18 protein-coding genes are annotated in these 21,269 nt (G+C 43.9%); 6 read left to right on the top strand and 12 right to left on the bottom strand.

Annotated elements, in window-relative coordinates:
* Positions 1 to 16: 16 nt before the first annotated feature.
* The 5 genes from HQN90_RS13805 to HQN90_RS13785 all read right to left on the bottom strand — a co-directional run bounded on the left by HQN90_RS13805 (position 17) and on the right by HQN90_RS13785 (position 3,656).
* Entirely contained in the window at positions 17 to 847 is an 831-nt protein-coding gene (locus tag HQN90_RS13805) for an ABC transporter permease subunit (protein WP_173219218.1), read from the bottom strand.
* Positions 848 to 872: 25 nt separating this feature from the next.
* On the bottom strand, positions 873 to 1,799 hold the full coding sequence (locus HQN90_RS13800) for a carbohydrate ABC transporter permease (protein WP_246362355.1): 927 nt from the start codon (positions 1,797 to 1,799) through the stop codon (positions 873 to 875).
* A 320-nt stretch (positions 1,800 to 2,119) separates the two neighbouring features.
* The gene (locus HQN90_RS13795; RefSeq protein ID WP_173219212.1) at positions 2,120 to 2,893 is read right to left on the bottom strand and encodes a glycosyl hydrolase family 95 catalytic domain-containing protein; all 774 of its coding nucleotides are present in this window, start codon (positions 2,891 to 2,893) and stop codon (positions 2,120 to 2,122) included.
* A gap of 59 nt (positions 2,894 to 2,952) precedes the next feature.
* Positions 2,953 to 3,096 (bottom strand): hypothetical protein, encoded by a 144-nt coding sequence (locus tag HQN90_RS13790; protein ID WP_173219209.1) that lies wholly within the window; start codon positions 3,094 to 3,096, stop codon positions 2,953 to 2,955.
* A 341-nt stretch (positions 3,097 to 3,437) separates the two neighbouring features.
* Positions 3,438 to 3,656, bottom strand: a complete 219-nt coding sequence (locus HQN90_RS13785; RefSeq protein ID WP_173219206.1) for an S-layer homology domain-containing protein — start codon at positions 3,654 to 3,656, stop codon at positions 3,438 to 3,440.
* A 388-nt stretch (positions 3,657 to 4,044) separates the two neighbouring features.
* On the opposite strand from HQN90_RS13785, the gene HQN90_RS13780 reads away from it, so the two are divergent.
* Genes HQN90_RS13780 through HQN90_RS13755 form a run of 6 tightly spaced genes read left to right on the top strand, consistent with a single transcriptional unit; the run spans position 4,045 to position 7,616 of the window.
* Entirely contained in the window at positions 4,045 to 4,413 is a 369-nt protein-coding gene (locus HQN90_RS13780; RefSeq protein ID WP_173219202.1) for a GntR family transcriptional regulator, read from the top strand.
* The gene (locus HQN90_RS13775) at positions 4,410 to 5,111 is read left to right on the top strand and encodes an ABC transporter ATP-binding protein (protein ID WP_173219199.1); all 702 of its coding nucleotides are present in this window, start codon (positions 4,410 to 4,412) and stop codon (positions 5,109 to 5,111) included. Before HQN90_RS13780 ends, HQN90_RS13775 begins: the two co-directional genes overlap by 4 nt.
* The gene (locus HQN90_RS13770; RefSeq protein WP_173219196.1) at positions 5,098 to 5,769 is read left to right on the top strand and encodes an ABC transporter permease; all 672 of its coding nucleotides are present in this window, start codon (positions 5,098 to 5,100) and stop codon (positions 5,767 to 5,769) included. Before HQN90_RS13775 ends, HQN90_RS13770 begins: the two co-directional genes overlap by 14 nt.
* Before the next feature lie 29 nt (positions 5,770 to 5,798).
* Positions 5,799 to 6,344 carry a class I SAM-dependent methyltransferase gene (locus tag HQN90_RS13765; protein ID WP_173219193.1) on the top strand — a complete coding sequence of 182 codons (546 nt, stop codon included), beginning with the start codon at positions 5,799 to 5,801 and terminating at the stop codon, positions 6,342 to 6,344.
* A complete protein-coding gene (locus HQN90_RS13760; protein ID WP_246362329.1) occupies positions 6,344 to 7,012 on the top strand; it encodes a phosphatase PAP2 family protein in 669 nt (222 codons plus the stop codon). Before HQN90_RS13765 ends, HQN90_RS13760 begins: the two co-directional genes overlap by 1 nt.
* Complete coding sequence (locus tag HQN90_RS13755) at positions 7,002 to 7,616, top strand: DedA family protein (protein WP_173219190.1); 615 nt, start codon at positions 7,002 to 7,004, stop codon at positions 7,614 to 7,616. Before HQN90_RS13760 ends, HQN90_RS13755 begins: the two co-directional genes overlap by 11 nt.
* Before the next feature lie 280 nt (positions 7,617 to 7,896).
* Here HQN90_RS13755 and HQN90_RS13750 read toward each other — a convergent pair whose 3' ends face one another.
* From HQN90_RS13750 to HQN90_RS39595, 7 genes are all read right to left on the bottom strand, one after another.
* Positions 7,897 to 11,922, bottom strand: coding sequence for a CBM96 family carbohydrate-binding protein (locus tag HQN90_RS13750; RefSeq protein WP_173219187.1), 4,026 nt, complete (start codon positions 11,920 to 11,922; stop codon positions 7,897 to 7,899).
* A 136-nt stretch (positions 11,923 to 12,058) separates the two neighbouring features.
* Positions 12,059 to 14,011 (bottom strand): alginate lyase family protein, encoded by a 1,953-nt coding sequence (locus HQN90_RS13745; RefSeq protein WP_173219184.1) that lies wholly within the window; start codon positions 14,009 to 14,011, stop codon positions 12,059 to 12,061.
* A 22-nt stretch (positions 14,012 to 14,033) separates the two neighbouring features.
* Complete coding sequence (locus HQN90_RS13740) at positions 14,034 to 15,149, bottom strand: glycoside hydrolase family 88 protein (RefSeq protein ID WP_173219181.1); 1,116 nt, start codon at positions 15,147 to 15,149, stop codon at positions 14,034 to 14,036.
* Positions 15,150 to 15,196: 47 nt separating this feature from the next.
* Entirely contained in the window at positions 15,197 to 16,069 is an 873-nt protein-coding gene (locus tag HQN90_RS13735) for a carbohydrate ABC transporter permease (protein ID WP_173219178.1), read from the bottom strand.
* A gap of 14 nt (positions 16,070 to 16,083) precedes the next feature.
* Complete coding sequence (locus HQN90_RS13730) at positions 16,084 to 16,998, bottom strand: ABC transporter permease (RefSeq protein WP_173219176.1); 915 nt, start codon at positions 16,996 to 16,998, stop codon at positions 16,084 to 16,086.
* Between the two features lie 46 nt (positions 16,999 to 17,044).
* Positions 17,045 to 18,670 (bottom strand): type 2 periplasmic-binding domain-containing protein, encoded by a 1,626-nt coding sequence (locus HQN90_RS13725; protein WP_173219173.1) that lies wholly within the window; start codon positions 18,668 to 18,670, stop codon positions 17,045 to 17,047.
* A gap of 212 nt (positions 18,671 to 18,882) precedes the next feature.
* Positions 18,883 to 21,249 carry a helix-turn-helix domain-containing protein gene (locus HQN90_RS39595; protein WP_173219170.1) on the bottom strand — a complete coding sequence of 789 codons (2,367 nt, stop codon included), beginning with the start codon at positions 21,247 to 21,249 and terminating at the stop codon, positions 18,883 to 18,885.
* Positions 21,250 to 21,269: the final 20 nt, after the last annotated feature.

Here is a 21,269-nt window from a genome sequence, read left to right as displayed (position 1 = left end):
CTGTTTTTTCGTTCTATTATCCTTTTATTCCTGAAGAAGTCACACTCTCGATAAATTGTTTTTGTAGAATCAAAAATACACTTAATACAGGTACAATGGCAAGACATGCAAGCGCCATTTGTTGGGCATAATCTTTACCAAATTGCGTTTGGAAACTTTGCAAACCCATAGGTATCGTGTATAACTCTTTTGATTTTAAGAAAATAAGAGGCTGATAGAACTGATCCCAGATCATAAAAAAGCTTAGAATACCCAGCGTAATCAATGGAACTTTCGCTAAGGGCAGTGCTACTCTCATAAAAGACCGTGTAATTCCACTCCCCTCCATGTACGCAGCACTTATTAATTCGCGAGGAAAACTTAAAAAGAACTGCCGCATGAGGAAAATAGATAGAATATCTAAGATATTGGGAATGATTAACGCCCACCTTGTATCTAATAGATGAACATAGCGAAACGCGATAAACTGTGGCAATAAGGTAAGTTGATACGGTACAAACAAGGTCATTAAGAACAAGAAGAATATGGCACCGGAATATTTGAATTTGAGAAACCCAAACGAGTATCCACCGAATGCGGCAATAATCAAACGAAAAATGACAGAAAACAGAACAACAAAAACTGAATTATATAACCAAGTTAAAAAAGGCGTTTTTAGCCAAATAGTTCGGTAATTCTCTAAATTCAATTGCCCCCAATGCAAGAAGACAAATGGCCTTTCAAAAACTTGGCTTTCAAATTTAAAGGATGTCGATACCATCCAGAGAAGCGGAGTGATAAAGATTAATCCAATGATGATAAATAGAAGCGATCTTACAAATTTTTGCACGTTAACTCCATTCTTCACAATTATCCTCCTCCCTTTAATTATTTTATTGATAAAATACCCATTTCTTTTGTGCAAGCCAATTGATCCATATCAACAACAGCGTTATTAGAAAAAGGAACACACCGATTGCAGATGCATAAGAGAAGTCAGAAAATTCAAAAGCAGAACGATAAATATAATAGGTAAGTGTGGTTGTACTGAATGCAGGTCCACCTTTGGTCATTAAGGCCATTTGATAGAATGCCTGAAGTCCGCCAATAATTGTGATCAGTAGAAGGAAAAAGGTAGTAGGTGAGATTAATGGAAGCGTGATATGTCGGAAGCGCTGCATGCGGTTGGCCCCATCAATCGACGAGGATTCATAGTAGTCAACTGATACCGTTTGAAGTGCGGCCAAAAATAAGATGCAATGATAACCCACATCTTTCCATGCTCCGATGGCGGCAAGAACAGGTAGTGCCCACTGCGTATCAACCATGTATTGAGGAGGAGAGGCGACTCCCAAACTTATAAGCAAACTATTTAGAGGTCCTTGTGTCGGATGCAAAAAAACATTCCAGACAACTAAAGTTGCTACATAAGTGGTGATGTAAGGGATAATGAAGAAAGTTCTTATCAAGCCTCTCAAATAGAGTTTGGCGTTTAAGATTAATGCCATAGCTAATCCAAGTGCAAGAGTTAATGGGACATAAATCACCAAATAGATGCCTGTATTTTGAACTGATTTCCAAAAGTCTTCCTCATGAAACATTTTGTTATAATATTTCAGCCCCTCAAAGGAAAAACTTCCTGACATGAGGTCTACTTTATTGAAACTCAAGAAAAAAATTCCCAATATCGGTAATAAAACAAACAGGAAAAATCCGATGATACTTGGGATTGCGAATAAGAAACCTACTTGCTTTTCACGCCTTTCCAACGAATAACCACGGCGAAATTTCTTCATTGCAGGTTTAGTCAGTGTATTCATCTTCTCCACGGGTTACCTCCTACTAATTTATTGATTAGTTCTATTATCTTCTATTTCAGAAGGACCCGGAATGGAGCAAATGCTTGACTCATTTGTATTATTGTCTTATTTCAGGATGTCTTTTAATCAAGATTTCTCCATCCAGTTTTGTAAGCATAAAGGTTTAACTAGTTTTTTGAAACCACGAAATTTGAGTGAATAAGTAGAATAGGCCCATGCACAGTTGCATGAACCTCCGACTCGATACGGCCTGGGGTGAGATGGAAGCAACTGACTCTCCCGTTTGCATATCTACGATTGTTGATATAACGCCATCGAATTCAAGCGAGAATTTCTTGCCGAGGTCTGTTTACGCAATATCGAAATATTTCATATAAACACAATGCAAATTCTGCAGAACCCTTCATAAGAGGGAATGCCGTATCGCGCAGAAACGATATATCATGTGTAAACCGATAATGGTCATACACATTGAACATGAGCCACATGCCCCCTGTAGGCCAGATTGCCCATTCATTGTCCCCTGCACTAAGTTCTGTTTTGGCCCAAACATCGGATGCGTGCGGCACCATCCAACCATCAAACCCAAAATCGGATTGTGCAGTTTTCGCTCCGTTTTTGGCTAGATTTTTAATATACTTCCAAAGTGGATCGCCATTTTCAGAAAGGTTCCCCGTCTCAATTAATCCGTACACTTTTTCTACATTTTCATTGAAAAAATGTGCCCCATATGCAGTTGGCCTCCAATTGTACTGCCACATGCCATTCTCGTTAAAAGGACGGTCGAATGTATTGGCTCTGGAAGCAGCAATGTTTACGTAACGAGCGTACTGGTAGGTCATCGTGTATGGCCTAGAACTACCCGAATTACCGTTAACTTCCGTCCATAGTCTGCGGAACAAACTCCGGTAATCAGTTTGGTGTGCATCCAAGAGCTGTGTATAAGTTTTGGCAAAAGCAGCATTCATAATACCCATTACGATCGGGGCAGGAAGATTACCACCTTGGCTTGGATTCGGATTGGTAAAGGGATCCTTATAACTTGTCGCGTCTGCGTATAACAACTCGATTACCGTAGCGTTAGAAATGTTCAAATTACCGCCAGATGCGGCTCGCGGTATGTTACTGTTGTTGCTGTATCCGCTTGAGCCAGCTAGCTTCTCGTCGTATCCAGAGCTGTTTTACGACTCGGATGATCAGAATTTTTAAACGGTTCGCCGGAATGAAATGTCTTGTCACTTAGTTGAAGAACTTCGCTAGCAACACCACCCGAAACATCTTCGCCTTTAAGCGCCATGATGCTCCCCTAGAAATCGAACAAACGAGCTCATGTAAGAAAAACCGCTTCGCAGCCCTGAGAGATGAGTTTCTTCAAGCGACAAATCCTGTTAAGGGAACTGTAGGACGCTATTTATGCAAATAACAGGGATACTAGGGTCATAGCAGAACTACAGGGTCTTATTTCCACGAAAAGCACTGAATTTCTCATCAAACAGCAAAATAGCACCCTGTAGTTCCCTTTGACTAGCGATAATAACACTTTTTTCTATAATAGCGTCTTGTAGTTCCCTCCGCGCTAGGTGGTTGGTTGACTCCACATTTATAAATAAGAAGGGTGCGCGCCACGCTCAAATCCTGTTAAGAAGACCGTACGGCGGTAAAAGGCAAACAGTATACTAATCTCAAATATGATTCAAATGTGCCATTGTCGAAACCATTGATAATGCCTTCTTGCTGCATCGTGGCTACAGCATCGGTAGCATAAGAGGCGATCGTCTCCTGATCTTTGAATGCGGCTGCCCCTTCTTGTTTCGGCAAGACGATATGTATTGCTTTTACTTCCTCGACTCCATTCACCACTTCTCTGACAGCAAGTCCCTCAATGCCAGACTTCGCCTAAGGTACGCCTGAAAGGTCTTGGAATGTGGCGCTAGCAAGGGTAGCTGCGTATTTGCCGAAATGCTTAGGGTAAAATTCAACCATGCCATCCGATGGATTATACTTGCTGTTTTTGACCGTAAGGTACTGATTTTCTCCCCACCGTTACCGCATGCGTTGATTCAACCGACTTTACCTCGATAGTTATGGTGCCTAAAGCCGTTTGGGCCAAAACTTAGAGTTAGGAGAGTGGCGCTTGTTTTTTGAAATATCTATTGACTTTGCATTTTTTTATTGTTACTGTATTAATTAATTAATACAGTAAGACAGTAAGACAGTAACACGAATGAGATTGGTGGAGGCTGCGATGGAATTCAATCAAAAGGAACCGATTTATACCCAAATTATCGATGACATCAAAATAAAGTTCATCAACGGAACGTATCCATTGGGTCAGGAAATTCCCTCACGCCGCGAGCTTGCCAAAAGATTGGGGGTCAACCCAAATACGATCCAGAGAGCCTACAGGGAAATGGAGGACATGAAATTGATTGTAACGGCAAGAGGGCAGGGAAGCTTTATGACCAGCGATGCGAAAATTTTGGAAGCGTTAAGGGAAGAAGCGTTGAACGCCGCGGTTAGCCAAAACATCGAAATGCTACGTTCTTTCGGGAAATCGGATGAGGAGATTCTGGATACAATGAAAAAGTATATGAAAGGGGAGAAATCTCAATGATCGTAGTAGAACACGCCATTAAGACGTTCGGAAATAAAAAAGCGTTGGACGGTATATCCTTCTCCGCCGAGGAGGGGCGAATCATCGGATTGCTGGGTACGAACGGTGCTGGCAAATCAACGTTGCTCAAAGCGATGGTCGGACTGCTCCGGCTGAATCGAGGCAACATTACTATGGACGGCAAATTACCGAGTTTGTCTACAAGAGGGATGCTGAGTTATCTTCCCGACAAGGATGTCTGGTATCCATGGATGAAATTATCCGACGCCATGCAGTATATGAAAGACATATATTGGGATTGGGACGATAATAAGGCTCGTCATTTGCTTAATTTTTTCGAATTAATGCCCGAATCGTCGATTCGAGAGGCGTCCAAAGGGACGAGGGCTAAGATGAAGCTGTTGCTGACACTTAGCCGTCAAGCCAGATATTTGCTCCTGGACGAACCTTTCTCGGGAATCGATCCTTTCACGAGACAGCAGATTGCTCAAGCGATTGTGGAGGATTTTGTGGAGGAAGGTCAAACCATCATCATGACTACGCATGAGTTATCCGAAGTGGAAGTCATGCTCGATGAGGTAATGTTTATTCACGAAGGGAAGCTGCTGCTTAGCGGTAATGTAGAGACATTAAAACTTGAAAGAAGCTTGTCTTTAATGGATATTTTGAAAGAGGTGTACGATCATGCACGCATTTAGAAGGTTGGTGCTTACTGATTTACGGAATCGAAGAAATACGATTTGGGTTACGCTCGGATCAATAGCTCTTCTAAATGTGGCGATTGCCATCCTGACCCATCATAGACAGCTTCCTGACGAGCTTGGTTTCATTATGTTTTTGAATATTATGGTGTTCGCCGCCGGGTTGCTTATTCCGTTTCTGCACTGCTTTTCTACATGGCTTGACGAGTGGAAGCAGCATTCAATTTATCAATTATTGGTTCTCCCTGTCCCCCGAACTTATTTGCTTGTTTCCAAATATATCTTGATCCTTGTGGAAGTAATGCTAATAACGGCAGTCATGATCGCCGGCTTATGGATGCAACACAGTGTTAGTGGCGAGCAATTGTTTCGCGCCGACCCTTTGGTTACATTCGCATGGTCCAAGGTGCTGCTACTGATAAAGTGGTTTCTATCCGTTACATGCTGTGTGTTTTTATGTTCTACAAGTATACTGATTGGCAAGTGCTGCGGCAAGCTATCTCTTCTTGTAACCTTTCTGAGTTTTATTGCTGGCTTGTTCTTATGGATCATAGCTTTCGCGAATTTCACGTCGACGTTTACTTTGATCATCGTAAGTCTGGTATTTTTTACGGTCAGCTGTTATTTGCTGAATAAGAAAGTAGGGGTCGAATGACAAAAAACTCGTTCTTCGGAGAGTTTCTAATGAATTCAAGTCAAGTAGGGAGTGTCATTCCAAGCTCGGGATTTCTAACCCGTACAATGCTTCCAGTTACTTTGCCGTGGCATAAGATGAAGCGGATCGCCGAGCTCGGCCCTGGGACGGGCGCATTTACGCAGCATATTCAGCAAAACAGAAGCTCAGGCAGTCGATTGTATTTGTATGAAAAAAACGAAACGTTCCGGAAACAATTGGCACGGCGCTTTCCTGAACTTCCTTTATTTGATGATGCATTAAGACTTGGAGAGATTGTTCAGGAGACGGGACATCCGTTCGACCTCATTGTTTCGGGGCTCCCTTTTGCGAACTTTTCCTATGAATTGAAGGAGCAGCTGTTCGGCGCCATACGCGATGCGTTGGCAGATAACGGAACTTTCGTTGCGTTTCAATATACGCTGCTGCTGAAGCCGCATTTTCAAAAGCATTTTCCGGCAATGGACACGGGATACACCTGGATGAATATTCCTCCGGCGTGGGTTTTTAAATGCAAGAAAGCGCTCCACGTCTGCCACAAAAGGGGAGATACTTGATGAACTCCATTCCTGCGGACGAGATGAAGATTAAGTTTGCCGCTTACTTGCCGCTGCTGTGGATTCTGGCAATTCCCGTTTTGAACGTATTCTACGGCATCCTGAATCATGGCCGCGGAGGCAATGTAGGCAGCCTGATGACTGATCTCGATCGTCTGATTCCTTTCGTTCCGGCATTTATCATCCCCTATTTGATCTGGTACCCATTCATTTTCGTCATGCTCGTCGTCTTCTTCATGAAAAATAGAGCGGTCTACTACCGCAGCTTGACGACCTTGTGCACCGGGCTTCTCGCCTGTTATCTGGTTTATGCGTTGTACCAAACGACCGTCCCCAGGCCCGGTGTGGAGCCGAACGGCTTGTTTAACGGACTCGTGAATATCGTCTACAGGACCGACGCGCCCTTCAACTGCTTCCCGAGCATCCATGTCCTGACCAGCTATGTCGTGCTGAAAGCATCGTACTTATGCGGAATCAAACGAAGCACACTATCGGTAGTTTTCATAACGGTATGGAGTATCATCGTATCTACCCTGTTCGTAAAGCAGCACGCGCTGCTGGACATTGCAGGAGCCGTTTTGCTGGCCGAAGCGCTCTATTTCGTAGTAAAGCGTTTTCGTTTCGCAGGCAAACATACGCGAAAGGAGACTGCCGTCCATGAGCTATGAAATGCTGGTGTCGTATATTCAGCAATTCGGCTATTTGGCGCTGTTCCTCTCTTTATGGCTGGGCATCGTCGGCATGCCGATTCCAGACGAAGTCGTCGTCATGACCGGCGGCGCCGTCACCGTAAACGGGCTTTTGCACCCCGTCCCCGCCTTCCTGCTGACGTATTTGGGTGTCGTTTCGGGCTTATCGCTTGGCTACCTGCTCGGCCGGTATGCGGGAACGCCTTTGCTGAACAAATTGCGTCGTAAGAAGAAGGTGGATAAGGCGTTGGAATTTTCAGAGACACTCGTTCACAAATATGGTAGTTTTGCAATAGCCATCAGTTATTTTTTCCCGATCGTTCGGCATGTTATGCCATATGTGGTCGGCGTTAACCGGATGCCGTTCAGGCGCTACGCCTTATTCTCATATACGGCGGGCTTCTTCTGGACATTCCTGTTCTTTATAATCGGACGTTATGCAGGCGATCACGCGCGGGAAGTCGGTTCGCTCATCTATGAATACGGCTTGCGCTTCCTTTGGCTACCTTTCGTCCTCGTTGCGGTGTGGGCGATTATCTGGTTTGCCTACAAACACAATAAACCTGGTAGGGGTCAGGCTTGACGATACGCGTTCTCGTCTCTAAGGAAGCGCTTACAATTGAGGGTTCAGTGAATAAAGTTTAAAACACCTGAGAATAGACCAATAAAGCAATAAGTAAACAAGAACCCATTCATCAATCAATCTCTCCAATCTGATAATCGGGAGGAAAGCGATAAAGCCTTCCTCCCGAACCAAGTACACTTCTTAATGATTTCCTGATTGATCCTTGCTGCGATAACCTAGCTTATACGTTCCTTCACCGACGGCAGGAATGAAACCGGTGTAGATGGTCCATGCACCGTCATTCACTTGGTATTCCGTTGTTGAAGCGAACAAACGTTTGGCGCGGGACAAAAGCCGAATTTCTCACCTCAAGATTGGTATTTTTACCATAGTTCGCATTTGGTACGCTTCCACTCACCATCGTATCTGCCTCAGCGCCGATGGTTCTGCTCGTAGCCTTTTTCGTGTAAACCACGATCTTTGGTTTACCGCCTCCATTCTCCTTCGCATAATAATAGTGAGAAATGTTGTTTGTCGTCTGTGATGTGATAACCAGGCTTAACTGCTTGTCGCCAACAAGTTCGGTGTTATAAGGAGAACTGATATCAAGTTCCACGGAATTCTCAGCCGACAGCATGTTCCATACCCCCACGACTGCCCCTCCCGCAGGCTTGTTAGTATAGTTAATTGATGTTTCTCCCCAAGAATCATCCTGGACAAACTGCGCTTGATCGGTAAAAGTTCCCACCGAAGCCGATGTCAACCGCAGTTTCGCAGTAAATGCGTTGGAATCTGCCGGTACATTAACCAAATCAAAACGCAGGTACGAATGGCGATAAACACTCGAACTAGTTGAGTTCCTTACCTCCAATTTCTTACCGGTTCCATAGTTTGTCGTTGGATTTCCTGCCCATACGTACGCATCTGCGCTCACATCTACTTCAAAGAAAGCCGGTTTGCCTACCGTATGGTTGTTTATCCGATACTGATCGTTAACTGGACTATTCATCACCAATTTTCCAATATCTGATATGACAGGTGCTCCTGTTTGAAACGCGAAGTGGTCCGCAATCTGAACTTCCGGCTTGCCCCGGGGAGCGATATAGACGTTATATGTTTTTGTGTCCAAATCGGCAAGTAATGTGACATGATAAAGCTCATTTGCTTTATAGTCCAGTCTGACATTTTGCCCATAAGTATGGCCATTCCGGACATCGAAGTAACCGTCGGCATTCAATCGGAGAATCATTGGCAAACCAAACTCGCTGTTCGTGGCGGATGATTGTCCCGTATAACCGACTATGCCTCCAATTTGGTTAGCTGTCGGCAGCAGGTCGAATTCGATGGATTGGACCCCTGAATGTCCTGCCCCTAAATCGATGCTATTTTGATAACCGGAGGAAGAAGACAATGAGGGTACACCTACCGCATAAATATAACCACCGGAAACGGAAAAATTGGAAATCGGGTTGCCATTCAATTTCACCGTAGTAGCGCCGGAAGCTCGTATCGCAACGGCCGAAACAGCGTTAGGATCATTGGCGGCGACCAGATTCGATCCGGTAATCTCCAGGGTCGTGCCATTCCAGTAGGCGGCAATGTCATTCACCGGCATTTTAGATGCAATAAGATTTGACCCGCTTTGCCCCAGCGTCGTTCCCGATTTCAGGATAGCTGATTTAACCGTACCGCTGCTCGTCTTTTCGATATAGGCCAGCTTCCCGTCAAATGAGAAGGTATCAAAGTTGCGTCTGAACTGCGGATTTTCTTCGTGAGACACATAATAATAACCCGAAGTTCCAGCATCTCCGATGTTGTCGATCTTCAGCGAACTGGCTACAGTAGTCGGAACCGATAGGGGAAGACGACTGACTTTGATATCGCGATTCTCGCCGCTAGCGGTCGGATACAAGACTGTGTCAAATGTCGTGTTTCCGGACACATTCTTCGTATAGGAAGCATATGTGGCATCGGACACCGAATAAAAAGCATTGGAATAATAACCATGATCGAGCGTAGCTGTAAATTGCTCGGGATCGGCAGGCACGACTTGGATATCACCGTAAGTGTCGCCAAAAACGGTGCTCACTTTTTTGGCAGACGCATCTAACGCCGGATTGGCTGTAGGCAAAAAGTGCCATGTTTGTTGGTACTTATTTGTTCCAGAAGGCGCTTCCACAACGTCTGAAACAATCGAGAAGGATGATTTCAGGAAAAGCGTTTCACGTGAATGCTTAAATCCAGGCACATTTTGGGTAACGCCCGTAACAAAGTTGAACTTGCTATTATCCGTCCAATCTTGAAACCAACCTTCCGCCAGATTTTGAGGCGTATCATTGATTTCAATCGTATTGTGCGCTTCGGTTGAGAATCGCAGCCAGTTGGAAATCGGATCATTGCTGTAGGAATACGCTCCTGGATCAACCAATAATGGTCTGCCATACGCATAATAAGTAATAGCGTTATCATCAGGATGCCTGTGGGGCGCCGCTTGTTTCACATTCGTAAACAAATAGCGGTCATTAGGCGACCATCCGCTGCGCATCATGGCACTTTTGCTGTCCGGATATAGAACTGACGTATAAGAAGGCTTGCTGCCTTCCACTCCCGACGTTCCTACATAACGCAAAGCTTCATCGTCAGTAATCTCACCTATTTGTTTGATCGTACCTTTGAGATCGGTGTACTGGCTGTCTCCGAAATTGACAGCGTAGCCGCCTGGAAACGCAATATCAGCCAGATATTTGCCTAAATGGTTCAAATTACTGTCAAATGATCCTTGGAACGGCACATTATTCATCATACCGAGTTGTTTGATTGCAATCATTGGAGCGGTTGTTACCGTCGTATAGGAATCGCTGGACTCCATGTACGAGCCATCTTTATAAATCAGTGTCGACATTAAAAAGTCAAATCGGGAATAAGCTGTCGATAGCCAGGTGGTGGAATCGGTAAACTCAGGGAAATAAATGCCAAGGGTATATAACCCCTCTGTTTCAACCGTTCCGTGGTTTCCATCGGGACTAAATCCACCAGGACTATTTAAGTAATCGCCTTTTTTCCAGAACGTTTTCAATATATCCGTATTGGACTCTGCATTCATGGAGGAACTCTCTCTTAGCACATGGTAAGCTTTCACCCAACTGGAGGCCCGAATGCCAGCATCAAAATTTCTCGGAAATGACCCTGCGCCAGACACACTCGTAGAGGCATCGCCATCAACGATAAAATCGATCATGTAGTCGATATATTTCGCTGCATAGCTTTCATTCCCCGTATTGATGTATTCCGCCAAAAGAGGACTAAGCCAGTAAAATCGGGTAATCTGATAATGATATTCGATATCTGCAATAGTTGGTGCAGGACCAGCCCAATCCGTACCCGAGGACACACCTTGCCAGGAAAATGTTTTGCCATTATGGTTTGCATAAGTGAGCGTATTCTCATCCCAAGCCGTGTCGCCAGATTTATAGATCATCACATCTGTATTTTCATTTAATTCGGAATATCCGGATAGCTTCAGCGTTGCCGCCGTAACCGTTCCCTTAATCGACGATAAATCAAAATTGAGATAAGCTTTACGCGTATTCGAATCATAGGGAGCGCCGGACTCCTGTACCTGAAGCTGTGTCTCGCTGGCGTGGATAGCTGTATCATTACCGCGTATATAGGTGTCCTTCGTGGGCGTCAGGTTTGCTGTATGGGCCCCCATTCCATCCGTATATTGAATCTCCATTGTGGGACGGCATTGCGGGATCGGCGTCAGCGAGCAATCCTGCTCACGACTGTAAATATTCGCTCGATTCATTCCTTTGTAACGTCCCATCAGCATGAAGCTAAGATCAGATCCGATGGCACCTTGTACCGTTGAAAGCATATCCATGCTGTATATTGTGGATCTAGGCTTAACGGTAAAAGTATTTAAATAGAATTCTTTAAGCGGCGTTGCAATTTGATCCATCAAAAGAGGCACCATCGTTGGATTTGAGACGAAATCAGTCGGAATCGTTCGGGTTGTTCGATTTTTATAATAGTCCAGCAAATCGGTTTTGGCCTGATCATAATTTCCAGATTTTACCTTGGATTGCACGGTACTTAAGCCTGGAAAACCATCGTAGTTCAGTTTGCTCGGTGTCGTCCAGCGTTGCCCAGCTTGATCCCAAACCCCGAAGAAAGACGCATCTGACATGTTGCTCACGCCAGAGGAAGCGCTTACAGATTTGGGGACAATGAACAAAGTTAACAACACTTGTGAAAAAACCAATAAAGCAATAAGTAAACAAGAACCCTTCTTTTTCTGTACGGCCTTTACATTTCTCATCATACTGCCTCCTTATAATTCGAATATTCACCATTCAACGATGAGACCACTCACAACCGTTGGATGGGTCATTTCGACAATAACACCATCCAGCGAGGTTGTGAAATTTACTTATCTGACCATTGCATGCCTGACTTTATCAAGAGGAACTAATGATCATATCATTATCCTTAACGTTGACCAGATAACGCTCCCCATAACCGAATTCGAAAACGCCGTCCCTCACCTCCTTAATCTGAACAACGGGCTGCGTTTCCCCTCTATAGGGAACAAGCACCGTTAACAAATTCTTCGTGCCGTTATAGCTGCCCTGAAATTTAACTCTAGTGGAAGGCCTTGCAACATCATTGATGTCCGATAGTCTTCCAGGCAGAAATTCCAACTGCCCCTGCTCACTAGTAAAGATGGCCAGATTCGCGATATCGCTTGCTGCGATTACGCCGCCTGCTGCTTCTTGCACATCTGTAAAATCAAGATGAAAATAGCGCTGCACGCTATGCTGCTCCAAACCCTCAACCCGATCGGCAATTACAACGAACTTGTCACCCACGAGGGAAATATGACGATGATGGACAATCGGTTCATAATTTAGATGGCAAGCGCTTGCTAGTTGATAGAAGCCTCTATTTTCCACATTGTAGATCTCTCCCTTTTTTTGCGGGCCATATTCCCAGGTGCTCCTATACTCAAAGTGATCACGGTCATCAATGAGCAGCGTGGAATGAAAGTTCGAGCTCTTGAACTGCTTGCGGTCTTCATCATTCCTGAAGCAAAAAAGACCGGGATCGCAAACCATATCTTTACCTAGCGCAGTGAAATCAAAGCTCATAAGATCGATATGGGCGTGCAAGTTTTGGACCGGGCTGCGGCAAGTAAACAAAAAGCTTAAGGCCTCGCGATCCCAACCGCTGCGAATAATCGCTTGATGAAGCGTGCGATTCCAAAATGTGGTTTGCTTATCGCACGTATATCGCGTTTCCTTCAAGGCACACAAATCGCTGACGAATCTTTGCACATCTAGCGCACGCCATACATGTCTGCTTGCCTCCTCCATAACCTCGCTCATATCCATCAAGTTAGCAGCAAGGCCCAGCCAAGTCATATCCCCCAAAGCAAAATAACCGTATACGCCGCCCATGATCGCAAGATTGTTAGCATGTGAATCACCCACAGGCACACATTTCCCTGTCGGCCTTAGCGAATAGATCGAGTAATCCAGATTTTTCTTATAACGTTCCATATATGACTCCGAGAACTCGAAGCCAAAGCGCTTGGCGAGCACAACGGCAAGGCCAAACCAGAACATGCAGCCATTATGATAGGATGGACAACCTTCAATCTGTCCGCCATCCTCCGTCAGCTGGGCGAAGCAGCACCTCTCGATGCCATCGATCGCAAAGTTTCTCCATTCCTCCGATTCCTTGAGCTCGGGAAAATAAAGCGCTGTAGTCAAAATCCCCAAGCATTCCATCAAATAATGGTTATGATCCGCTTTGGGCCATAGCTGCGGCGATACTTTGCGTAAAATGTTGATTTGCTTGTAGACGGCAGCGACATACTGCTCCAGCACTTCCTCCGTAAATAGCTCGGAATGTCCCAGATGCTCCAATACAAGCGGCCAAGTTTTGTAGCTGCGTATGCCCATCTCCAGCGCGCGAAGCGGATGACATTCCGAATAATAGCTAAGCGGAAGATCGATCATTTCTTCGGTGATTTCTATGGTTTCAATCCAGTTCAGCATTTCTTCAATCACTTTGCGGCCATATTTCTCATTTTTCGTTAAGGAATAAGCTTGCAATAAATCCTGCCATTCGGTCATACGGTTAAGCTGCCACAAATACTCGTTGTCATTGTGTCTGCGCTCCAGCCAGCGAGGCGGATTGCCAACGAATTCTCTTATACCGCCGGTGCCGGGAAGCATGATCATTCCTTGATAAGCAAGCTCTGCCTTGGCTAGCGTCTCCTCCACAAGCTCAGGCATATGACTGGCGATATAAGCGCTCTTTACGTCCATCCTCTCTAAGCGGGAACGTAAATTGCCTAATAGCTCTGCCGTCGAAATCGGCTCCTTCAGCCATTTTTGTATACTCATAGGTCCATCTCCCTTCTTGATCTTACCAGAATAACGTTTGACGCCCTTTCAGTTTCAAGAGAGCTTCAATGAAGAAATAATCGCCGTAAATAACAGGAACTTCAATATGTCGGTTATCGGGATAACTTACCGTGGCTTTCTTGAGCAAACCTTCCTCAGCGGAATCATGAGCGAAATAATTTGAATAGAGTGATTGCATGATGTCACATGCTGATCGGTGGCAGTATTCAGCGATTTCGCCTTGTGAATATTTGGCGATTTCCAGCAAGCCGCTAGCCAAACAGGCAGCTGCCGAGCTGTCTTTTGCCCAAATTTGATCCTCAGACGCCTTGAAATCCCAGGGAGGCACACTATCTGCTGGAAGATTCTTCAACACATATCGGGATACTTCTATCGCCTTATCGAGATAGCGTTGATTCTGGGTATAGCCATAGGCAAGCGTCAACCCGTAAACCGCCCATGCTGCCCCACGCGACCATGCAGAAAATGCCGAGTAGCCTTGACCGCCTAATGCGCCTACGCGCAAACCCGTATGAGGATCAAATACGACAACATGATGGACAGAACCGTCTTCCAGCAGAAACTCTCGCAGCACGGTATCGGCATGCGCCTGCGCAATATGCATAAATCGCGGATCACCCGTGGTTTCACTTGCCCAAAACAACAAAGGAAGATTCATTAAACAGTCAATAATCGCCCAGCCTTCTTTTCCTGTCCCGTTCCATGCCCTAATAAAATTCCCCTTGCTGTTAAAACGACCCGCCAGATGACTAGCAGCCGTAAGCGCCCTCCGTTTCGACAACGCATTGCCCGTTAACTTATAGGATGCTACAGAAGATAAGCTCCACATGAATCCTACATCGTGATGAAGAGGCTCGAAATCGTGAAGAGGCCTATCCAATTTATTTTCACAAGATTCAGCAATTTGTCTATACGCCGGATTCCTTGTCTCTTCATACACCATCCACAGAATGCCAGGCCAGAAGCCATTGGTCCACCAATCAAGCTCGTTATCATCGTAACGTCCATTCACCGATACATGCGGAAATGAATCTCCGATTCGTCCGCTAATCCGCTCCATCTTCTTCGTTACATCAAGCCAGGCAGCATCGACCATTGTTTCTACTAAACTGTTCATTAAAGTGATTACCTCCATTTTACATAAATTCTACGAACGGCTTGTTCTTATCCTTTTAAAGCTCCGACCATGACTCCCTTAACGAAATATTTGGAGACAATCGGATAGAAGAACAGGATGGGCAAAGTCGCCACCATAATCGTTGCATACTTGATCGTTTCGGCAAGCTGAAAGCCCTGATCGGATCCGCTTGTCATGCTTTCGGTCGAATTGGCAAGCAATATTTCGCGTAATATAAGCTGTAGCGGGAATAAATCCCTGTCCTTCAGGAAAATCGAGGCATAAAACCATCCGTTCCATTTCTCTACGGCATAAAACATGATCATAACGGCTATGACAGGCATTGATAATGGCATAATGATCCGAAACAGGATGACAAAATGATTGGCCCCGTCGATTTTTGCCGATTCTTCCAAACTATCTGGAATAGCCGAGAAGGAAGTTCTCATAATAATCAAATTAAAGGTATTTACAGCAAATGGAAGTACAAGCGCTAATAATGAATTGTAGAGTCCTACTCCTTTCACCATCAAATAGAGAGGAATCAAGCCGCCCTGAAAGAACATCGTAAACAAAATAATAAAAATGAACACGCGATTCCATAACACGTTCTTTCGCGACAAAACATAAGCGCCAAGTGAAGTCAGGAGCAAATTTACAAATACCCCCAAGATAATAATAATTAACGTGTTGCTGTAACCCGTTAGAATACTATGATTGCTTAATACTTGCTTGTAGGCCTCGATATGAAATCCGTACGGCTTTAGAAGCAAGCCCTTATGGGCCAAAAGTGAGCTTGCGTCGCTAATCGAAGCCAACCCTACATAAACTAAGGGATATAGGGTAACAACAACGAGTACAAGCATAATCATTATATTAACCGCATCAAATACCTTCTCGGACCGACTCATTCTATTCATGTCGTCCCTCCTCCTTACCACAATCCATTTTTACTGATTTTACGGCTAATCTGGTTAGCTGTTACTAATAAAATCAAGTTAATCACGGAGTTGAATAGTCCTACAGAAGCGCTGAATCCCCAGTTAAATTCCAATAAACCTTTGCGATAGACGAAAGACGAAATCACATCAGCTGTGCTGTAAGTAACCGGATTATAAAGCAAAATAATTTTCTCAAACCCGACATTAAGTAAATTGCCCATCCTCAAAATGAACATAATGGCGATCGTAGGAGCTATCCCTGGCAAAGTAATGTATAGCATCTGCTTCAACCGGCCAGCCCCATCGATCTTGGCAGCTTCGTATTGCTCTTGATCGATTCCCATTAAAGCGGCCATATAGATAATGGATTCCCATCCAATTTTTTGCCAAATTTCAGAGAGAACATAAATAGGCCGGAAATACTCAGGCTTTTGCAGCAATGCCTGCCCGTCACCGCCAAAATTAGCAATGATAGAATTAATCACGCCACCACTATTGGTGAAATCTGTAAGGATTCCACAAATGACGACCATTGAAATAAAATGAGGCATGTAAGAAATGGATTGTACAAACCTGCCGAACAATTTGTTTTTCAACTCATTCATGAATAAAGCTAACAAGATCGGAGCCGGGAACTCAAACAGAATGGAATATAAACTAAGGACAAGTGTATTCTTGAGAATACGCCAAAAGTAAAAACCGTTCATAAAATCCTTAAAGTTCTGCAAGCCCACCCAATCGCTCTCCATGATTCCTTTCATTGGAGAGTAGTCTTTGAAAGCAATAATGGCTCCATACATGGGCGCATAATGAAAGATAGCATAGTAAATAAGGACTGGAAGCATCATAAGATATAAGGATTTATTCAGAAGAAAATCCTTCACGAATAGATCTTTCTTAGTAGTCATAAGGTTTCCTTCTTTCAAATTGTAAGATCTGTTTGTCACAACTCATTCATCGCTTATTGTATCGATCCAAAGCGGCTTTTTGGATCTCAATCGCTCTGTTAATATTCAATGTTTGCAGCTTTGACAAGTACTTGTCGAATTCTTGGACCGGTGAAGCTCCAAGAATAATTTTGAGCGATGTTTCATCCACCAAAGCATTCACTTCGTTCATAATTTTAGCCAATTCCGTGCTTTCTTGCGGTGTAGCCGTAACCGGAGGAAGCATGTACTTCGAAGCATCTGTATTTTGCCAAACAACGATGGCGTCTTTTTGCTGCTTCATCGTATAATACTGCTCGAGATATCGGATATCCTGAACGAATGGTCCGCTTGTATTTCCTCTGATGTAGAGGCCCATCGCTTGCGCAAGGGAGAGCTTCTCAGGGTTATTCATAATCAAATCCGTATATTTCGGATATCCATTATCCATTTTGTAGCTAACTCCCTCGGTGCCAAAGTTAAAGAAGTTATGCCCTTCTTCACTATAGCCATAGTCGAGGAATTTAGCGGCAAGCTCTACATTTTTGCTTGTTCCCGTAATCGCAATCATTCCGCTAGGCTCCGAGCCAAATGCAAAGCTCTTTTGACCGAATTTTGGTTTATCGCCCTTGTTCAGAACGGGATAAGGAGCTGCAACGAGGTCATATTTGGGATCTTTGCCTTTGACAGCGCCTACCCATTTCCCCATCCCGCTTCCAGCTGCGCCGATAGAGGCACCGGATTTACCGGATGTCATATTGGCGTCTTGCGCTTTAATATCGACAGTAGCGATATTTTTATCGAGCAGTCCTTCGGCATACCATTTACGCATCGTAGCAAGAAAATCCTTGTAAGCAGGCTGTGCCGGCCCGAACTTCACTTGGCCGTTATCCACATAGAAGGAACGGTTAATCCCGTAGGCTCCTATGAAAGCTCCATTATTTAAATCATTTAAACCCCGGAATGTCAGAGGAGCCTCCATCCCTTTTTTCTCTTTGAACGCTTTCAATACCGAATACCACTCGTCCATCGTAGTCGGCATTTGCAGGCCCAATTCAGTTAAATAGTCTTGTCTCAGCATAGGCCCTTGGAAAACCATTAGAGATTCATCTCCGCGAACGAACGGAAAGGCAAAGTAATTTCCGCTGTCTGTTTTCACCATTTTATCGACCTCAGGATGCTCTTTTAAATACTTCTTCAAGTTAGGAGCGTACTTATCAATGACATCATTGAGTTTCATAACAACGCCATCTTTGATCGCTTTTTCAGGGCCGCCAGGAAAGTTTGTCTTCCAGTTATATTCGATCATATCCGGCAGATCCCCAGAAGCTAGCGTGACATTTAGCTGTTCTTTTTCTTGGCCCATAACTGGGTTTATGAAATTAATCGCAACCCCTGTCTTCTTCTGCCAATCTTGATAAAAAGGAATATCTTTCACACTAGACTTAATCTGTAAGATGGGGTTAAAGTCCGCTGTCCAAAACGAGAGCGTCTTATCTGTTTTCATTGGATACGTAGTTGCTGTTTGTGCGCTTGGCGTGGATGACGGTGACGGAGTTGACTGTTTATCCGTTTTGTCACTGCATGCGACTGCGAGTGAGCTGAGCATAATAATGGATAATGTGCTTGATATAAGTTTTACTTTCTTCTTCATCTGTCTTTACCTCCCTATAATGTGTACGATTTCGAGCAATTCCCTTTCGCCTCTTTATTATGCTTTTGTAAACCCGATTTGGATATCTTAAAATCCTCCAACGGCATCAAAAAAAACATAAAATCGATCTTCATTTTGTACAATCGCATATTAAATTTTTCATTTACCCGGACAAAACGGAAAAAAGACCGCTTTCCAGCAGCCTTCTTCCGTTATTTTAAATACATTTCTTTATATTTGCCGGGCGTAACCCCCTCATATTTTTTAAATATCCGGATCAATGCGTTGACATCGCTGAACCCGACAAGACTTGATATGTCATTCAAGGTGATGTTCTGACTTTCAATCAATTCCTTTGCTTTCACAATACGAACTTTATTCATGTAATCGAGAAGCCCTTCTCCTGTTTGCTCTCTAAATAATTTGGATAAATAGGTTGATTTCATATCAAATCGCAGACCGATCATGGAAATATTCATATCCGCGTCCTGATAATTTTCTTCAATAAAACGTACAATGTTTTGCGTTAGTGTCTGCAGATCCTGATGTCTGATTTGAATTAGCGTTGATTTTCTTTTGGCCAAGTTGTTGCTGCATACTTCTTTCAGCATCTCTGTGAGCTGTTCATGCATATCCTGCATGGTTTCGCATGCTGTCAGCTTCTCGATCTCTTTCAAACTACCGCCAGACGATTCCTCCTGTGTATCGCCAATTTCATGAAGCGCCTTCAGCATCGTACTTACCAAATCAAACATCAAGCAGCGAGCCAAGGGCAACGAAATCTGATTGATCTTCAAATTCCTGTCCACGATGTTATCCAACGTTTCCTTTGCCCTGTCATATTCGCCAATTTTCAAAAAATTAATGAGCTGCTGTTCCACCTGCAGCGGGTAATAATAACCTTGAGGGATTTCGCCCAGCGCTTCATTTTGAATTTCATGAAAAGAAATAATTTCTTTTCTGCCCATAATAAGCTTATATTCCATCGCATCAACGGACTCTTTGTAGGCAATCGAAAGATCGACAATGGATGTGTGAATATTGCTGATCGAAACCGTAAGTTCGATTTGAAATTTATTTTTCAAAAATTGCTGCGCTTCGCTGGCCATCTGACGAAGTTCGGTCAAGCTGCCTGCCTGCCCCGTTTCACGGAAATTGATGATACAGGCAAGCATGTCATCAATCTCCGTCATATAACCAATATGCCTCGCGTTCATAATCTCCTCAACCACATTGGCAACGATAAACTGAAGCAGCTTGGCCTTTTCATTTTCGTTTTTCCCTTTGATGCTTGAAAAAAACTGATTATTTGTTTCTAGATAAAGTAAAAGAACGGCATACTGTTCACTGTCAAAATGCATATCGAAAGCAGGCAGCGCATCCTCTATCGGGATTTGGTTGTCTAACCTGCCTTTTAATAACCTGGTCATAAAATTAGATCGCAGTAAATAATTTTGCTGCTTGAGACGAATCTTGACTTGCTCCTTTTCATTTACGGTATTGGAGATCATGTGCTGAATAATTTGAAATTCGTTACTTCCGTCATGTAGTCGACCCGCCGACTCATCTGTGAAGGTATGAATTAATTGTTTAATCGGGTTGTAGTTTTTTTTCAAGAAGAAGAAGGTTAACAAACTCCCCCCGAGAATACTCAAAATAATGCTAATATAAGTAATCCACCTCACATTAATTGCTTTTTGCCATACTACCGCGCTAGGCATTATAGTCACAAATTTAAGATTGGTTTTTTGGGAAGCAATATAATAAAACACGGAGTCTTGTCCATTGTAAGTTTCATGGAAAAAGCCTTGATCTTCAGAGAGAACCCGATTCGTTAATACCGGATGCTGATTTGTTTCCGAAGAGGATAGAAGAATCTGGTTCTCTTTATTCAATACCAGCACTTCGCCCCCATTGAACAATTGAACATTCTGAAGAGCAGCTAATAACTTCGAGCCGTCGACAAGAATCACGGCCGCTCCCTCAGGCTTCGTGTCAAGGTTCGATGTAAAATAACTAATATGGGCAATGGACCTATGGGTGCTGCCATTCACCCCTCTGTATACCATCGGAACAAAAGCCGGCTCTTTTCTCGAAGTTATCATGGAAAGCCAGTCGTCATAGCTGAAATCAGGGTTGTTATGGACTTCCTCATACACATCCTTGCCGCTTCGTACTAACCCAGGCATGATTCCGGTATCACCCGGTGTGTAATAGACATAGAAGCCAGTAATTTGTGGATAGAAGGTTTTATACATTTTAAAATCCATTGCCACTTGATACAGGGAATACTGGTAGTCATCCCGCCCCAGTTTATTCGCATACATGAGATCTTGGACTTTGGTATTCCAGGTAATCTCTGTATTCAGTCTTAAAACACTTTCGAATTCATTGTCCATGATTTCACGTACTTGTTTCAACAAGGCGTCATTAGCCCTATGAATTTCATCCTCCAGAGCCGCGTTTGATTCACGATATACAAAAACACCAATTAAAATCGGCAGAAACAAAATGGCAACGTAAGAAAATAGCCAGGTTAAAATAACACTTCGTCTTTTCATCCAAATACTGTTAAACACGATGTCAGCCTCCAATCCCA

Source organism: Paenibacillus alba, assembly GCF_013204855.1.
GTDB classification, from domain to species: Bacteria; Bacillota; Bacilli; order Paenibacillales; family NBRC-103111; genus Paenibacillus_E; species Paenibacillus_E alba.
This window is presented reverse-complemented; position numbering and strand designations above follow the sequence as displayed.

Bases quoted from the DNA above. Each gene is read 5' to 3' on its own strand.
- HQN90_RS13800 (WP_246362355.1), bottom strand. From the start codon at position 1,799: ATGAATACACTGACTAAACCTGCAATGAAGAAATTTCGCCGTGGTTAT.
- HQN90_RS13790 (WP_173219209.1), bottom strand. From the start codon at position 3,096: ATGGCGCTTAAAGGCGAAGATGTTTCGGGTGGTGTTGCTAGCGAAGTT.
- HQN90_RS13780 (WP_173219202.1), top strand. From the start codon at position 4,045: ATGGAATTCAATCAAAAGGAACCGATTTATACCCAAATTATCGATGAC.
- HQN90_RS13775 (WP_173219199.1), top strand. From the start codon at position 4,410: ATGATCGTAGTAGAACACGCCATTAAGACGTTCGGAAATAAAAAAGCG.
- HQN90_RS13770 (WP_173219196.1), top strand. From the start codon at position 5,098: ATGCACGCATTTAGAAGGTTGGTGCTTACTGATTTACGGAATCGAAGA.
- HQN90_RS13765 (WP_173219193.1), top strand. From the start codon at position 5,799: ATGAATTCAAGTCAAGTAGGGAGTGTCATTCCAAGCTCGGGATTTCTA.
- HQN90_RS13760 (WP_246362329.1), top strand. From the start codon at position 6,344: ATGAACTCCATTCCTGCGGACGAGATGAAGATTAAGTTTGCCGCTTAC.
- HQN90_RS13755 (WP_173219190.1), top strand. From the start codon at position 7,002: ATGAGCTATGAAATGCTGGTGTCGTATATTCAGCAATTCGGCTATTTG.
- HQN90_RS13750 (WP_173219187.1), bottom strand. From the start codon at position 11,922: ATGATGAGAAATGTAAAGGCCGTACAGAAAAAGAAGGGTTCTTGTTTA.
- HQN90_RS13745 (WP_173219184.1), bottom strand. From the start codon at position 14,011: ATGAGTATACAAAAATGGCTGAAGGAGCCGATTTCGACGGCAGAGCTA.
- HQN90_RS13740 (WP_173219181.1), bottom strand. From the start codon at position 15,149: ATGAACAGTTTAGTAGAAACAATGGTCGATGCTGCCTGGCTTGATGTA.
- HQN90_RS13735 (WP_173219178.1), bottom strand. From the start codon at position 16,069: ATGAATAGAATGAGTCGGTCCGAGAAGGTATTTGATGCGGTTAATATA.
- HQN90_RS13730 (WP_173219176.1), bottom strand. From the start codon at position 16,998: ATGACTACTAAGAAAGATCTATTCGTGAAGGATTTTCTTCTGAATAAA.
- HQN90_RS13725 (WP_173219173.1), bottom strand. From the start codon at position 18,670: ATGAAGAAGAAAGTAAAACTTATATCAAGCACATTATCCATTATTATG.